This is a genomic window from Salibacterium qingdaonense (genome assembly GCF_900114715.1).
GTDB lineage: Bacteria > Bacillota > Bacilli > Bacillales > Marinococcaceae > Salibacterium > Salibacterium qingdaonense.
This window is the reverse complement of record NZ_FOTY01000005.1, coordinates 95,717-110,910: the sequence shown is the minus strand read 5'-3', so window position 1 is coordinate 110,910 and position 15,194 is coordinate 95,717. Positions and strand designations below refer to the sequence as shown.

General features: G+C 47.5%; 13 protein-coding genes. 11 read left to right on the top strand and 2 right to left on the bottom strand.

Annotated elements, in window-relative coordinates:
- Nucleotides 1-366 precede the first annotated feature (366 nt).
- Nucleotides 367-2,169 (top strand): glutamine--fructose-6-phosphate transaminase (isomerizing), encoded by a 1,803-nt coding sequence (gene glmS / locus BM058_RS06395; RefSeq protein ID WP_090926208.1) that lies wholly within the window; start codon nt 367-369, stop codon nt 2,167-2,169.
- A 214-nt stretch (nt 2,170-2,383) separates the two neighbouring features.
- Here glmS and BM058_RS06390 read toward each other — a convergent pair whose 3' ends face one another.
- Nucleotides 2,384-3,331, bottom strand: coding sequence for an aldo/keto reductase (locus BM058_RS06390; RefSeq protein WP_090926265.1), 948 nt, complete (start codon nt 3,329-3,331; stop codon nt 2,384-2,386).
- A gap of 237 nt (nt 3,332-3,568) precedes the next feature.
- On the opposite strand from BM058_RS06390, the gene BM058_RS06385 reads away from it, so the two are divergent.
- From BM058_RS06385 to BM058_RS06350, 7 genes are all read left to right on the top strand, one after another.
- A complete protein-coding gene (locus BM058_RS06385; protein ID WP_090926207.1) occupies nt 3,569-4,354 on the top strand; it encodes an MmyB family transcriptional regulator in 786 nt (261 codons plus the stop codon).
- Between the two features lie 282 nt (nt 4,355-4,636).
- Nucleotides 4,637-5,191, top strand: a complete 555-nt coding sequence (locus BM058_RS06380; RefSeq protein ID WP_090926206.1) for a hypothetical protein — start codon at nt 4,637-4,639, stop codon at nt 5,189-5,191.
- Nucleotides 5,192-6,045: 854 nt separating this feature from the next.
- Nucleotides 6,046-7,305: a M20/M25/M40 family metallo-hydrolase gene (locus BM058_RS06370; RefSeq protein WP_090926204.1), complete on the top strand. Its 1,260-nt coding sequence runs from the start codon at nt 6,046-6,048 to the stop codon at nt 7,303-7,305.
- Between the two features lie 16 nt (nt 7,306-7,321).
- Complete coding sequence (locus tag BM058_RS06365) at nt 7,322-8,116, top strand: DUF3100 domain-containing protein (RefSeq protein WP_090926203.1); 795 nt, start codon at nt 7,322-7,324, stop codon at nt 8,114-8,116.
- A complete protein-coding gene (locus tag BM058_RS06360; protein ID WP_090926202.1) occupies nt 8,113-8,595 on the top strand; it encodes a hypothetical protein in 483 nt (160 codons plus the stop codon). Before BM058_RS06365 ends, BM058_RS06360 begins: the two co-directional genes overlap by 4 nt.
- Nucleotides 8,596-8,743: 148 nt before the next feature.
- Nucleotides 8,744-9,073 carry a PadR family transcriptional regulator gene (locus BM058_RS06355; protein ID WP_090926201.1) on the top strand — a complete coding sequence of 110 codons (330 nt, stop codon included), beginning with the start codon at nt 8,744-8,746 and terminating at the stop codon, nt 9,071-9,073.
- Nucleotides 9,063-9,914 carry a permease prefix domain 1-containing protein gene (locus tag BM058_RS06350; protein WP_090926200.1) on the top strand — a complete coding sequence of 284 codons (852 nt, stop codon included), beginning with the start codon at nt 9,063-9,065 and terminating at the stop codon, nt 9,912-9,914. The genes BM058_RS06355 and BM058_RS06350 overlap by 11 nt, the downstream gene beginning before the upstream one ends.
- A gap of 1,029 nt (nt 9,915-10,943) precedes the next feature.
- Here the strand turns inward: BM058_RS06350 and BM058_RS06340 are convergent.
- Entirely contained in the window at nt 10,944-12,116 is a 1,173-nt protein-coding gene (locus tag BM058_RS06340; RefSeq protein ID WP_090926198.1) for an iron-containing alcohol dehydrogenase, read from the bottom strand.
- Between the two features lie 136 nt (nt 12,117-12,252).
- Here BM058_RS06340 and BM058_RS06335 point away from each other — a divergent pair, with 136 nt between their 5' ends.
- The 3 genes from BM058_RS06335 (at nt 12,253) to BM058_RS06325 (ending at nt 15,122) form a co-directional block, all read left to right on the top strand.
- Complete coding sequence (locus BM058_RS06335) at nt 12,253-12,618, top strand: winged helix-turn-helix transcriptional regulator (protein WP_090926197.1); 366 nt, start codon at nt 12,253-12,255, stop codon at nt 12,616-12,618.
- 80 nt (nt 12,619-12,698) lie between these two features.
- Nucleotides 12,699-13,748, top strand: a complete 1,050-nt coding sequence (locus BM058_RS06330) for a 2,3-butanediol dehydrogenase (protein WP_090926196.1) — start codon at nt 12,699-12,701, stop codon at nt 13,746-13,748.
- A gap of 540 nt (nt 13,749-14,288) precedes the next feature.
- Nucleotides 14,289-15,122 (top strand): YitT family protein, encoded by an 834-nt coding sequence (locus BM058_RS06325; protein ID WP_177195453.1) that lies wholly within the window; start codon nt 14,289-14,291, stop codon nt 15,120-15,122.
- Nucleotides 15,123-15,194 lie beyond the last annotated feature (72 nt).

Genomic DNA, 15,194 nt, shown 5'->3' with positions numbered 1-15,194 from the left:
TAAAATGGCCGGCTGGTTCTTAAATGTTTAGAGTCAGAACCGCTGCATTTCAGCAAAGAATCAGCACGTTTTTAGTTCAATCTGGATTTTAAGCGAAAAGAAGAGGAGGACGGCACAATTTCATAATACAAGCGCCCGGACTGTTCCCGGTCGGAGAAGAGGAACAGTTGACGAGGAGGAGGTTCATCGATGGATCGGCGGATGCCTCCCGGTTGCCTGTCACAACCGAAAATCCCGGTTTAAACCACAGAGGCGACTCTGTGCCCAACAGCCTGGATGATGACGGCCTAACCTAAAAACTATAAAGAGCGGGGCCGGGTGTGCCTCGTGCATACCATGGCCCCGTGATCAGGAGGTCATGACAGTATGTGTGGAATCGTAGGATATATCGGAAATAATCAGGCAAGAGATATTCTTCTGAAGGGGTTGCAAAAGCTTGAATACCGCGGTTACGACTCCGCGGGGATTGCCCTTGCAAGTGACGACGGCGTGGAACTTCATAAAGAAAAAGGACGGATTGCTTCTCTGGAAGAAACAGTTGGGAATGAGGGACGCGGGACGACCGGTATCGGCCACACCCGCTGGGCGACACACGGCGCCCCGAGCCGCGATAATGCCCACCCTCACCAGAGCCTTAGCGGCCGCTTTACGCTTGTGCATAACGGCGTTATTGAAAACTACCAGCAGCTCAAACGCAAGTACCTGAGTGACGTCGAGATGGCCAGTGAGACCGACACAGAAATCATTGTGCAGCTTATCGAATCATTCACCGGCGAAGGAGAAACGGTTGATGAAGCATTCCGTCAGGCGCTCGCGCTTCTGCACGGCTCTTATGCTATTGCCTTGATTGATAATGAAGATAACGAAACCATTTATGTCGGTAAAAACAAAAGTCCACTTCTCGTCGGAGTGGGAGAAGAATCCAGTGTCGTAGCATCTGATGCGATGGCTATGCTTCATGTGACGAAAGAATTCATGGAAATTATGGATCAGGAGATTGTCATCGTGAAAAAAGACAGCATCCAGGTGAAAAAGCTCGACGGTACTGCTGTAGAGCGCAGCACCTTCACCACCGATATCGACGAGAGCGACACGGAAAAAGGGACGTACAGCCATTTTATGCTGAAAGAGATTGATGAACAGCCGTTTGTTATCCGCAATATCATTCAGAAATACCAGGACGAAGACGGCGACATCAAACTCGATCAGGATATCCGCGCCGCACTTAACGATGCGGATCGTCTCTACGTGATTGCGGCTGGTACCAGCTATCACGCCGGCCTTGCCGGAAAAGAGCTGATGGAAAAAGTCGCAGAGAAACCGACCGAAGTTCATATTGCCAGCGAGTTCTTATACAATGAACCGCTGCTGTCGGAAAACCCGCTCTTTATCTTTATTTCACAAAGCGGAGAAACCGCGGACTGCCGCGGCGTTCTCGTCAATGTGAAAGAAAAAGGCTGCCAGTCCCTGACCATTACAAACGTGCCGGGCTCTACTCTCACACGGGAGTCGGATTTCACCCTGCACACGTACGCAGGGCCGGAGATTGCCGTAGCTTCGACAAAAGCTTATACTGCCCAGATGGCGGTCTTCTCCATCCTCGCGATGGACGGCGCCCGTGCCCAAGGTATCCATTCAGATTTTAACGCTATCAGCGAGCTCGGTCTGATTGCGAATGCGATGGAAACACTGTGCGATCAAAAAGAACGTATGGAGCAGGTGGCTCGTGACTATATGTCCGGTACCCGGAACTGCTTTTTCATCGGGCGCGCCATGGATTACCATGTCGTGCAGGAAGGAGCCCTGAAACTGAAGGAAATCTCCTATATTCAGGCCGAGGGCTTTGCAGGCGGCGAACTGAAACACGGAACCATCGCCCTGATTGAAGACGGCACACCGGTTGTCGGGGTCACGACTCAGCAGCACGTGAACGCTAATATCCGAGGCAATATCCAGGAAGTGATCGCCCGCGGCGCCAACGCCTGCATCATCAGCACCGAAGCAACAAAAGAAGAAGGCGACACGATTGTGCTTCCAAACATCAACGAACTGCTCAGCCCGCTCGTATCCGTCGTGCCGCTGCAGCTCATTTCCTACTACGCCGCCCTGCACAGAGACTGCGACGTCGATAAGCCGAGAAACCTCGCCAAGAGCGTGACGGTGGAGTAGGTTTAGTGAAAAATATTTAAAAGAGACGTTGAAGGATAATAAAGTTGTTTAAAAAGTTCCTCTATATTTAATAATTAGGCCGGATTATGGGATAGGGACGGCATCATACGCTTTATTGGAAAACTATGCAAAAGGCTTAGGCTACATTTCAGAAGCAGCCTAAGCCTTTTTGTTTTGATTTTATATAAACATTTCAAACAATACATCAGTTCAACTAAAACCGGCTCCCAGAGGCTGCTCCCTTCGGTGATATACGTTTAATTTCTGCCAGATCTTCATTTGTAAGGGGAATTTGAGTGGCTTCGAGATTTTCTTTGACTCTTTCTAACCGCTTGGTTCCTGGAATGGGGACGATTTGATCTCCCTGTGCCAACAGCCATGCCAACGCAAGCTGGGCAGTCGTACATCCTTTTTGCATAGCCATTTTTTCAATACGGGAAGCTAATTCTACATTTTTAGTGAAATTTGCACCTTGAAAACGAGAATACATCTCCTGTGGGTAATTTTCTGAAAGATCATCCAATTTTTTAACCTGACCCGTCAAGAATCCTCTGCCCAGTGGACTGTATGGGACGAGACCGATCCCTAGTTCTTTGAGAAGCGGCAAAACTTCATCTTCCACGTCTCTGCTCCATAAAGAATATTCCGTTTCCACTGCGGTTATCGGATGTACCTGATGTGCACGGCGAATGATGTCAGCTGGTGCTTCTGACAGGCCGATATAACGAATCTTACCTTGTGTGACGAGATCATCCAAGGCTCCGATGGTCTCTTCAATAGGAACATTCGGGTCGTATCGATGCTGATAGTAGAGATCAATGTAATCGACTCCGAGGCTATACAGACTGGCGTCAACCGACTTTTTAACATAAGCCGGATCTCCCTTATAACCTTGATTATGAGTGATCCCAAATTTCGTTGCAATCACAGCTTCATCACGCCTGCCCTTTAATGCCTTGTCCAACAGCTTTTCATTATCTCCAAATCTTGCCTGAAGATAACCATCATTTCCATAAAGGTCTGCGGTGTCAAACATAGTGATACCATCATCCAAAGCTCCTCGAATTGTATCAATAGAAGACTGGTTGTCGGGCATTGTCATCGTACCATGTCCGATAGCGGAAACTTCCAACCCTTCATTCCCTAGCTTTCGTTTTGGAATATCTTGATTATTAATCATTAGAATGTCCTCCTTTTGATTCGTGATATGCTTTTATCTTAATGAATACACTTGGTTACAACCACTGCACGTTTATACTAGTAATGTTATTAACAGGATTTAAAAATTGCCTATATTAAAACACCTGTATCAACCAGTTAAAGTTGAACAGATCATTTTATCTTAAGCAAAATGAAAGCTATACTGGTCATGCAATGAGAAAGGAATGAATCAACTATTATGCAAAAAAGTGTACATTCCAAAGTGTTTGGCCAATTTTTAAAGTCCAGGCGAGAACGAGTTCAGCCTGAAGAAGCCGGCATTCACATGACCTCGGGAAGACGAAGAACTCCGGGACTGCGCCGGGAAGAGGTTGCTTATCTCAGCCACGTTAGTGTGACGTATTATACTTGGCTGGAACAGGGAAAAGACATTCAACCTTCACGGGATATTTTAATGAATATTGGCCAGGCGTTACAGCTTAGTCCTGACGAAAAAGAACATCTTTTCAACTTAGCGTATAATGAAGCATTATCATTGCCGAATGAAGAGCAATATAATAATTCATTACAAGCCACAATCGACAATTTACCATTTCCATCCTTCATTACAGATCAGCGTTCCAAGGTTATTTTTTGGAATCGAGGGGCCGAAACAATGCTTTTTCCGTTTTCTTCTTGTTCTTCTGAAGAACGGTATTTACTACAACTCCTATTTTTGGAGGGAAGTATTCGGAATCGTATTCAAAATTGGGATGAGTTTTCAACCTATTCGGTTGCAATCTTTCGGGGCATTTATGAGCGCTTTCCAGAGGACCCCATTCTTAATCAACTCCTTTTAAATCTAAAACAGCAAAGCAATTTGTTTCAAAATCTATGGAAACAGCATCACATTGAGCAGAAGAAGGTTAGTTTCATTTCGATAAATGATGAGCAAGGCCAAACCATTCATTTTCGCATTCATTCCTCTACCCACGTGGATGGAAACGAAAATCTTTTTTGGTGTATGTATGTTCCTGTTTCTTAAATCAAAAGTTAAGAATCTATGATATTCATCCTTGATTTTCCTCAAACAGTCCTGATTGACATGTTATGTTATAAGCGATTTAAATAAAGGATTTATATTGTATACGAAACTATGCCGCAAACGGGCGCTTATATAATGGCCCACAACTTTATTGTCAGTACACAGCCGGACTGAAAATAGATATCAGATTCCGGCAGTTTCTTTAAAAAATTAAGAGAAGATACAGCGTAACTTTTCTGGAGTTGTGGTATAATTTGATCATAAGAAAGGAGGCTGGGAATATTGAGTGATAATGAAATTCTTCAACAGATTTTAGGTACGGTCCAGAGTATGGAGAAACGTCTTCAACATGTAGAAATGAATATGGTAACGCGTGAGGAAGTACAGGAACTTGTAAAAGAAGAGACAAAATCGCTGGCAACGAAAGACATGCTGGAGGATTTGGCAACGAAAGATATGCTGGAGGATCTTGCAACGAAAGATATGTTGGAGGATTTAGCAACGAAAGATATGTTGGAGGATCTTGCAACGAAAGACATGCTGGAGGACTTGGCAACAAAAGACATGTTGGAAGGTTTAGCGACAAAAGAGTCGCAGAAGCATCTTGCCACGAAAGCGGATACCGCCGGTCTGCAGCAGAAAATGGATTCACTGCAGGAGACGGTGGACCGCATGGAGCGTAAACAGAACGTCATACAGGATCAAACAGGGAAACTGTCTGAATACCATATGCATGTAACCATGGAGCTCTCAGAAGTGAAGGGCAGCGTTGCTTTTAACAACCACAAGCTGAACGACGTCGAACGGAAATTGTTTAAAATGAAGGATTCTCTGTAAATACACCGGCGGTATACAGACTGCCATTAACCATCTCGTCTCTTTACACCCCGCGGAACCCGGATCCATACCTATTATGGTGCCGCATTCCCCTCTGTATCCACAGCTCTTCTATCACGTCATTTATATGTTACCAGGAAAATGAACTGAACCATGTTTCTTATGATGTTGTATGACAACACGCGTCTTTTTTTATATAACCAGAGCAGCAGAATAATTGGATGATAAAGTGTCTGGTACAAAATCATTTTTAAATATTATCCGAACCATTTTCCGATGAAAGTGACGCTGTCATTGTCGGATGATTGTTCGGATATTTTTATGCTGTTTCACGAATGTATTGGTATAGGTGTTTGCTAAGTTGTCGTGAAGATATTCTCTGTTCAGCACCTGGGCGGCTGGTAAAGCTGCTGTTTTGACGGGTAAACGCGGCCATTTGGCTGGTAGAACCTCCATCCAGCCTCCCTCTGCCCGGGTAAATTTTCGAAATGCCGGCGCCATACCTGGTTGACCCCGGTTCACCAAAAATCCGAACGGAAGAACATAATGCTCATGCACTGTTTCCCAATCCATTGTTCGTATGATCGGCTGCCTGCTATTTTTCTCTGCCGGTTATCATTCTATTTTCTTATGGCGCAAAGGCATTTTTATCACTTATACTAGAATAATATTCGAGTATATGTTGAATGAAATGCTTTTCAAACCGTAACACATAGATTTTCAATATAAAAAACGAACATTTTATAGATTTTTTACGAAAAAAGTTCGCTAAAAATATTGATGAAATATGTCGAAGAGTGTTATAACTAATAGTATTGGTTATGATAATTTTCTATTTATTTGAGGTGAATGGTTTGGATTTTTCGCGTTCATACGAGGCCGTTAAGAAGATTGCCGATCAGATTTATGCGAACCCGGAACTGGGTTATAAGGAAACGAACACGAAAGAACTGGTATTGGACTATTTAACACAGGTGAATCCGGATATCGAGGTGCAGCATTTCAGCACGACCGGTTTCCGGACCACGCTCGGAAGCGGAGAGAAGCCGCTGCACATCGCGTTTATCGCAGAACTTGATGCGGTATACGCTCCGTCGCATTTCCGGGCCGGACCGGAAAACGGGGCGGCCCATAACTGCGGGCATTATACGCAGGTGGCGATTGCCCTTGCGTTGTACCAGCAGCTTTTTGAAAGTGGAAGGTACGAGGCGTTTGATTATAAACTTTCCTTCATTTTCGTGCCGGCGGAGGAGTATCTGGATCTGGCGTACCGGGAAGAGCTCCGCCGCGAAGGTACCATTACCCATTACGGCGGGAAACCGGAAGCCGTAAAACTGGGCGTGTTTGATGACATTGATATCAGCATGTGTGTTCACGCGATTGGCGGAGAGTTCGAGCAGCGGACGGTGGAAGTGAACAGTGACCTGGCCGGCTTTCTATATAAGAAATATCACTTTAAAGGCAAAGCCTCTCATGCCGGTCTGGATCCTTTCTCCTCGGTGAATGCCTATAATATCTCTACGCTGTTTAATACGGCGGTTGGGCTCTCCCGGCAGCAGATCGACGAAAAAGAAATGGTACGCATGAATCCGATTGTAATGGATTCGGATATGTCGACCAATGTGGTTCCCAACCATATTACGGTGGGAACGGACCTCCGCGCGCAGTCTCTGACGTATATGAAAGAAGCGGCGGACCGCCTGGACCATGCTGCAGAAGGATCGAGCCGGGCGCTGATGGGGGATGTCGATATCGAAACACAGATGGGGTATCTGCCGTTTAAGCAGGACCGCTACCTATCAACGTTTGCAGAAGCAGCGTTTGAGAAAAATGATCAGATTCCCAAGCTCATGAGCAGCAATCCGATTAGTGCGGCAGGGGATATCGGCGATTTATCCTACATGATGCCGTGCATTCAGATTGGATACAGCGGCTTTACCGGCACCATCCACGGAGATGATTTTATGGATATCGATCCGGTTTTCATTTATCAGATTTTCCCGCAGTTCCTGGCAGACGTGCTGGAGGAGATGAACGGGAACATAGATAGAGAGAACGTCTACAGCAGAAGCTATGAAGATTATGTAAACGTTATTTCTTCCATGACGGAATAGGCAGGGGGACACAAAGATGAATAAAGTGAATGCGGTACTGCTTCTTGTTTTTGCATTGGTTATTATTACGATCGCAGAGCTGATCGGTATTCAGAGTATTACGATCGGCAGCATTACCATCAGCCTGCTTCCACTTGTTTTTGCTATTATCATTACGATGGTGCTCGGGATGAAAGTGCTGCGTGCCGGTCCGTTAAAAAGAATCTACAGCAAGCAGAATGTTGACTTTTCGAGCAAATATCTGATTTTCATTATGCTTCCGCTGATGGCTAGATACGGCGCTGATGTGGCGCCGCAGATGGGCGAAATTCTGCAGGTCGGATGGGTGTTCATTTTCCAGGAGCTCGGCAACCTGGGTACTGTACTCATCGGACTGCCGATTGCCCTGCTGATCGGGCTGCGCCGGGAAGCTATCGGCGCAACGCTTGGTATCGGACGGGAAGGGGAGCTTGCCTACATTTCCGAAAAGTACACACTGGAGTCCGACGAAGGACGCGGCGTTCTCTCTTTGTATATCATCGGGACGATATTCGGAGCCTTGTTTTTCAGTATCATTGCGCCTGTGCTGCTGGATCTCGGCTTTCGTCCGGAGGCGCTTGCGATGGCGTCGGGTGTCGGCTCAAGCAGTATGATGACCGGTGCCTCCTCCACCCTGGTGGCGCGGCTTCCGGAGATGGAAAGCACGATAACATCTTACGCGGCTGCCAGTCAGCTCTTAACCAGCTTTCTCGGAACATTCACGATGATCTTTTTGGCTGCTCCGCTGCAGCAGTTCATGTATAAATTCTTGGTTAGGAGTGACCGGACATGAAGGCAGGTCTGAATCAATACGTTAAATATGCGCTCGTACTGCTTCTCAGTATTGCTCTCATATTATTTACCCAGGAAATCAAACTGGTCAAAAATCCGGAAAGCACGCCGGTGACCTGGTTAACGATAGCAGGTCTGTTCAGCCTCTATCTTTTCTCCATGATGGGCATCGGCATTTCACAGATGATGAAAAAAATAGATATCTCGTTTTTGAGAAACTTTCCTATTCTAGGGTGGGTGTCGATTACGTCGCTTGTGATGTGTTTAATCTTTGACTTTTTCGTCACAGCGATTCAAGCGGTGGACTTCTTGTCCATTACGACACCGATTCTGACGTTTGCCGGAATATCCGTTGTGGACCGGCTCGCGGATCTGCGGAAATCGTCATGGAAAATCGGCCTTGTTGCCGTATTCGTCTTCATCGGCACCTATGTTGTCAGCGCGCTGATCGCTCAATTCGGGCTGACGCTGGCCGGCTGAAGGAGTTACTTTTTACGTAGACATACCAGCAAAAAACGCGCGGTGCATTTCATTATGAAACGCCGTGCTTTTTTATCCTTAACCCTTGTAACACGATGTATAAACTTTTATACTGTAAGGGCATTCCATTGAAAGGAAAGAATAGGTTATGGATAAAGAAATGATGAAAGGTAACATTGATTTGATTCTGCTGTCGTTGGTGGCGGACCGGGACCTGTACGGTTATGAGATGACGAAGAAGCTGAAGAGCCTGAGTGATGAGGCGTACAACATGAGTGAAGGGACGCTGTATCCAGCCCTGAAGCGGATGGAGCGGAAAGGCTGGGTAACGGCTTATTGGAGCACACCGGAAGGAGAACGACGCAAAAAATATTACGCCATCACCGAAGAAGGCGGGGCCGAACTCGAACGCAAACGCCGGGATTGGGCGTCGCTTCATGATCTGCTGGATAAGGCGGGAAGAGCGTATGACACGTAAACTGGAGACTTATGTGAAGCGGATTGCCGCTCAGACCGACTGCAGCCGCGCAGAGCGTGATGATTTATATGAGGAGTTGTTATCGCACGTTATGATGCGGCGGGATGAAGAGATCGAAGCCGGAAAGACGGAAGAGGAAGCAGAGGAGGAGGCGATGGCCATGTTCGGACGGGAAGCGCGTATCGGCGACGGCCTGCAGCAGGCGATGTTTCCGTTCCGGCGGGAACTGCTGCTGACACTTGCGGTGCTTAGTTTTATGTTTACGTTTGGAACGTACATTGCGGTACTTATTCAGGAACAGGCGGCTCTAACAGAAATGCTTATAGGGACAATTGGTCATTCAGCTGTGCTGTTTTTTGCGTTGAACCGTGTGTTTGCTGTGAACCGGAAATTATGGGTGGCGCTGGCTCTTGTGCTGAATGTATTACTTTTACTTTATGTCCACTCTATGTCCATAGAGTTTTACAGCCTCTGGCGCCCGGCCTTGCTGATAGTGGTTGTGTTAAATATGTACCTCCTTTACCGAACCGTATTAACGTATGAACAGCATAAAGAGCTTATAACCGCGCGGCGTGTCATCCATATTGTCAACATAACTCTCGCTCTTTGTGGAGGTATCGCAGCATTATCGGTTGCATTCGCTGCCATGATCTTTGGAGGATCTCCTGTCATACTTTTGAGCGTGCTCATTCCGATGGGGGTGTGGGCGATTCTATATAAGAGCCAGATTAAACTGCTCCCTAAACGCCCTAAGTTGGTATACTCAAGCTTAATTCTGACCGCTGCTGTTTTGGCTTCCATGATATTCACCTTTCCGTTCGTCATAAGTTTACTCGAATAAAAAGTAAAAAAAGAGACTGGGACAAAACCTTTAAAAGAAGCGGAGAATGCCGAACGATTTTAAAAAAATCGTTCGGCATTCTCCGTTGCTGAGACAAACCGCTGCGTCAACATACGTCGCTTTTACTCCAGAGCACAAGGGCGGTGTCGATTCGCTGGCGCTCCTCGTGTCTTCTATGCACTCCGGAGTACAAGGGCGGCATCGATTCGCAGGGCTCCTCGTGTCTTCTACGCTTGAACACGGCTTGTGGCTGCGGTGCTGCCGGATCAGCTGCTTGTTGAAGCCGACGGGTCCCGGCCGTTCCAGGCCCCGTTTGCCGGAATCGAAACTGCACCTGAGCTGCTCCGCGATGGGATCACAGACGTTCGTTTGGAATGGGTTCGAAGGCACTTTAGGGGGTTCCGCACTCTCGTAAACGTCGTTGGGCATGTCGCCGGAGGCACTTTATAGTGTTTGGTGCGCCCTTAAACGTCATTATGAATGATTCATAAGGCACTTTAGAGGGTTCCGTTCCCCGGTAAACGTCATCATGAACGGATCGAGGCTGCTTTCAGCGGGAAACGAACGGGCCGACGCAGCAAAAATCCCGCGTCGCTGCGTGAAATGTAATATGAATAGTCCGAAGGCACTTTAGGGGGTTCCGCACTCCCGTAAACGTCGCTGGGCATGTCGCCGGAGGCACTTTATAGCATTTGGTGCGCCCTTAAACGTCGTCATGAATGATTCTTAAGGCACTTTAGGGAGTTCCGCACTCCCGTAAACGTCGTTGGGGACACCGCCTGAGGCAATTTCTAGTATTCAGTGTCCCCTTAAACGTCATTCCCCTGTGGAAGGTTACGTGCGGACGCGGACTCTGACCGCACATTCTGTGGGGTACCCGCGGATTGTACTGTTCGGAGCAGGAGTCGAACCATTTTAGCTCCGCTGCTATGTGATTCCTGAACAGCGACTCAAGACTTTCGTGTTTTCCTGCGCATCGTTATCTTTTGTCCCGGTCTCTTTTGGCATATCACAGTGCAGCATTCATTTTTATGCTTTAACGAGCGCTTCCTGGCCGTAGAAAGCGGCTTTGTAGAGTTCTTTCATCTGCGCTTCGGTCGTTTCACGCGGATTGGTGCCGGTGCACGGATCGTCCATGGCATTTTTCGCCATGGTGTCTACATGCTTGTTGAAGTCCTCTTCGGATACGCCGAAGTCCTGCAGGGTTGTGGCAAGACCGAGGTCTTTGTTCAATTGAAAGATATATGCCACAAGCGCATCGGTTAATTCTGCATCGTCAGCTCCCTCCAGATGGAGACGACGGGCAATTTCAGCGAACCGGTCTTCTACGACGGCGCGGTTGAATTGAATGACATATGGCAGGTAGATTGCATTGGCGTACCCGTGCGGAATGCCGAATGTCGGCCCGCTCTTATGGGCCAGGCTGTGGACGTTGCCGAGTACCGCGTTTGCAAACGCCATGCCGGCCATCGCCTGAATGCTGTGCATTTGTTTGGCTGCGTCCTGACTGCCCTGGCAGGAAGCCAAAAGATTATTCTTAATCACTTCGGCGCCGCCGAGAGAAAGAATGTCGGTATACAGAGTTCTTGGCTTCGCTACATACGCTTCAATGGTATGGGTGAACGCATCCATGCCGGTGTAAGCTGCAATGTGCCCGGGCAGGTTCTCGATCATGGCAGGATCGATGATGGCGATATCGGGTGTCAGTTCGAAGTCGGCAAGTGGATACTTGATATTGGTTTTTTCATCCATCACGACAGAAAGGTTGGATACTTCCGAACCGCTTCCGCTTGTTGTAGGAATGCCGGCAAACTTTGCTTTTTTGCGGAGCCGGGGAAGTTCGAACGGCTTTGTGGCATCTTCAAAGGAAAGTTCCGGGTATTCGTAAAAGAGCCAGATTGCTTTAGCGGCATCCATCGCAGAACCGCCGCCGATGCCGATAATCCAGTCAGGCTGGAAAGACGCCAGTTCCTCTGCCCCCTGTTTGACCATCGCAGCGGTAGGCTCTGTGTTATATCCTTCCAGCACCTCTGTTTCGATGTTGGCAGCAGCGAGATGTTTCTGAATGGTGGTAAGATTTCCGTTCTGTTTTACCGAACCTCCTCCAATAATCAGGGCTGCTTTTTCTCCTTCGAAGGACCGAAGCACTTCCAGAGCATTGTCTTCAAAGAAAATATCACGCGGGATTGTAAATCGACTCATAATGGAAACCTCCTTGGAATGTTGTTTCGGTTTCCATAGTACAGCCTGGGGTAGTAAAATGGTAGTACGCACTTTTCAGTCACGTAGTAACCACATGGATACTACCAGCGTAATTCATCGATGGAGGGATAAAAAAATGACAAGAGCATCCGTACAGGAGTTCAACTGCGAAAAAGAACTGACATTATCTTTAATCGGTGGCAAATGGAAAATGATTATCCTGTGGCATTTAGGTAAAAAAGGAACGAAGCGGTTCGGAGAGCTGAAGCAGATGCTGCCCAACATCACACAGAAAGTACTGACCAAACAGCTGCGGGAACTCGAAGAAGATGAGCTCATTCACCGCGAAGTGTATCCGGTCGTTCCGCCGAAAGTGGAATACTCCCTCACCGAGCATGGCACCGGCTTAATTCCTATTCTTGAAGCCATGTATGAATGGGGACGCACGTATATGGATACAGTCGGAAAAGAGAAAGACGATGTGCATTATTCCATCATTTAAGAAGCAGTGTATTTAGCGGACTGGCTGAATAACTGCTAAGATGGACATACAACATAGATTGATAAATGGGAGATGTTAGCATGAAAGCGGCAGTATGGCACGGCGCAAAAGATATACGTATAGAAGAAAAAGAGGCTCCCGCACCGAGGAGCAAAGATGTCAAAGTGAGGGTGGCGTGGACAGGTATATGCGGCAGTGACCTGCACGAGTACCTGGACGGGCCTATGACCATTCCCGGAGAAAATCCCGACCCGTTAACCGGAGAAACCGCACCGCTTACAATGGGGCATGAATTCTCCGGCGTAGTGGAAGAAACGGGAGAGAACGTATCCGGCTTTTCCACCGGCGACCGGGTTGTTATTAATCCACTTATTACGTATGGAAACAAAGGTCCGGCATACGACATTTATGATGGATTCAACTTCGTTGGTCTTGGTCAGGACGGCGGCTTTGCCGATTATGTCGTTCTGGATGAAAAACATCTGTACAGCCTGCCGGACCATCTAAGTCTTGAGCAGGGTGCGCTCGTGGAACCGTCGGCTGTCGCGGTGCAGGCTGCAAAAGAAGGGAAGCTTCAGGAAGGGCAGACTGTCGGCATTTACGGTGCGGGACCGATTGGGCTGCTGACAGTGGCAGCGGCAAAAGCTTTCGGTGCGTCGAGCATTGTTGTGCTTGATTTGTCCGAACCGAGACTTGAAAAAGCAAAAGAAATGGGAGCCACCCACGTCATCAACTCCGGAGAGCAGAAACCGGAGGAAGCGGTGAAAGAAATCGTCCCTGATGGTTTTGACGTAACATTTGAAGTGGCCGGAGTGGAACCGACATTAAATCAGGCCATCCGCACCACAACACCGAGAGGAATGGTTGTCATCGTATCGCTGATCACCCATCCTGTTGCGATCACCCCGATGGACCTTACCAGCTCCGGAGTTATGATCACATCAAGTGCGGCATATGAGCCCGAGGTTTATCAAAAGACGATCGATCTTATCGCATCAGGCACGATGGAAGTCAAAGAAGCGGTAACCCGCCATATCGCATTAAACGATATCGTGGAACAAGGATTTGAAGCACTCGCAGGGGATAAATCAGAAGTGAAGATTCTGGTGGAACTGAGCGGAGAATCATAAACAAAGGTTATTATACAGAAGGGACTGTATCCAAAGATACAGTCCCTTCTTTTACCACGGGGCAGAAGTTTCGCATGGCGGGGAATGCAGCAGGGTGCTTTCAGCTGTCCCTTAAACGGCTGTGGACACTATCATCGATTAATCAGGGATTAGTATCTACGGAGCATCGTTTAGTGGACACTACGCCGTTCAAATGAAGAATTAGTGGGTACCACCAGAAATCCATGGACACTAGCTGCTGGTGCCGGGAGTCATAGTGTCCTCTGGTCTCTATTTCGTGTACACTAAGTATGCTCTCAGACGATGTAGTGTCCACGGAGCTGCGGAAGCTCCGTTCCAAATAACACCCCCTTATACGTTGGAGTGAAAATGTAAGTTCGAAGCGCATTCAAATAATCTGCGTGTCGTCCATGTTCACTGCACTGCGGCTGTGCTATGATGGAAACAGGTCAGAAATCATCCTTTACGTCAGTGCCAAAGGGTGGTTTCTTTTTTACGTTCTATAGTGTATTTTTTAATGCTTGGGAAGGAGTGTTATTTTTGAAAAATACAATGTACATTATCATAGGAACGCTGCTGTTTGCCCTCGCTGTGTCACAGCTGGGAATGCCTAACTCGATTGCTGAAGGCGGCATTGTAGGTATCGCCCTCCTTATTTATTATGGACTTGGTATTTCGCCGAGTATTTCCACACCGATTATTTTTGCGCTGCTTATAAGCATAGGTATCCGTTACCTGCCAAGGCATATGGTATATAAAACCGTTTTTAATGTTATCCTCTTCTCCGTGTTTATCCGGTTTTTCGAAGGAAGATTCTTTGCTCAGCCGATGGAAGACACGATGCTGGCGGCGGTGTTTGCCGGCGTTATTACCGGTGTCGGGTTCGGCTTCATTTATCAGGCAGGAAGTTCCGTCGGCGGCACATCGATTATTGCACGTGTGCTGAACCGGCAGATGGGCTGGGACTTAACCGGTACAACCCTCGCTCTCGATGCTGCGGTCGTGATTGCCGGGATATTCATTATCGGCCCTGTTTACACGATGTATACGTTGATTACACTTTATATAGGCAAGGTCGTTACGGACTTTGTGCTGGGCGGTTTTGATTCGAAGAAAGCGATAAACATCGTCTCGACGTGTTCCGAAGAGATATCCATGCGGATCACCCGCGACCTGGCTTCCAGCGCTACAGTGTTTTACGGAGAAGGCGAATATATGAGGGAGCAGCGCCGGGTGTTATATATTGTTGTACACACACACAAACTGCTGCAGTTAAAGAGGGTCATCAAAGAAGTGGATCCGCAAGCCTTTATTGTTGTTCATAATGTGAAAGATGTTTCCGGCGGCTTCATTTCCGGAGTTCCGGCTGAATGATATTCTCGACGGGCAGCATTGCCTTTTTCTCCTCTATATGTTAAATTATTATTTCCTGTATTGATAATCATT

Excerpts from the sequence above, each read along its gene's own strand:
- glmS (WP_090926208.1), top strand. The coding sequence starts at position 367 with ATGTGTGGAATCGTAGGATATATCGGAAATAATCAGGCAAGAGATATT.
- BM058_RS06385 (WP_090926207.1), top strand. The coding sequence starts at position 3,569 with ATGCAAAAAAGTGTACATTCCAAAGTGTTTGGCCAATTTTTAAAGTCC.
- BM058_RS06365 (WP_090926203.1), top strand. The coding sequence starts at position 7,322 with ATGAATAAAGTGAATGCGGTACTGCTTCTTGTTTTTGCATTGGTTATT.
- BM058_RS06360 (WP_090926202.1), top strand. The coding sequence starts at position 8,113 with ATGAAGGCAGGTCTGAATCAATACGTTAAATATGCGCTCGTACTGCTT.
- BM058_RS06355 (WP_090926201.1), top strand. The coding sequence starts at position 8,744 with ATGGATAAAGAAATGATGAAAGGTAACATTGATTTGATTCTGCTGTCG.
- BM058_RS06350 (WP_090926200.1), top strand. The coding sequence starts at position 9,063 with ATGACACGTAAACTGGAGACTTATGTGAAGCGGATTGCCGCTCAGACC.
- BM058_RS06340 (WP_090926198.1), bottom strand. The coding sequence starts at position 12,116 with ATGAGTCGATTTACAATCCCGCGTGATATTTTCTTTGAAGACAATGCT.
- BM058_RS06335 (WP_090926197.1), top strand. The coding sequence starts at position 12,253 with ATGACAAGAGCATCCGTACAGGAGTTCAACTGCGAAAAAGAACTGACA.
- BM058_RS06330 (WP_090926196.1), top strand. The coding sequence starts at position 12,699 with ATGAAAGCGGCAGTATGGCACGGCGCAAAAGATATACGTATAGAAGAA.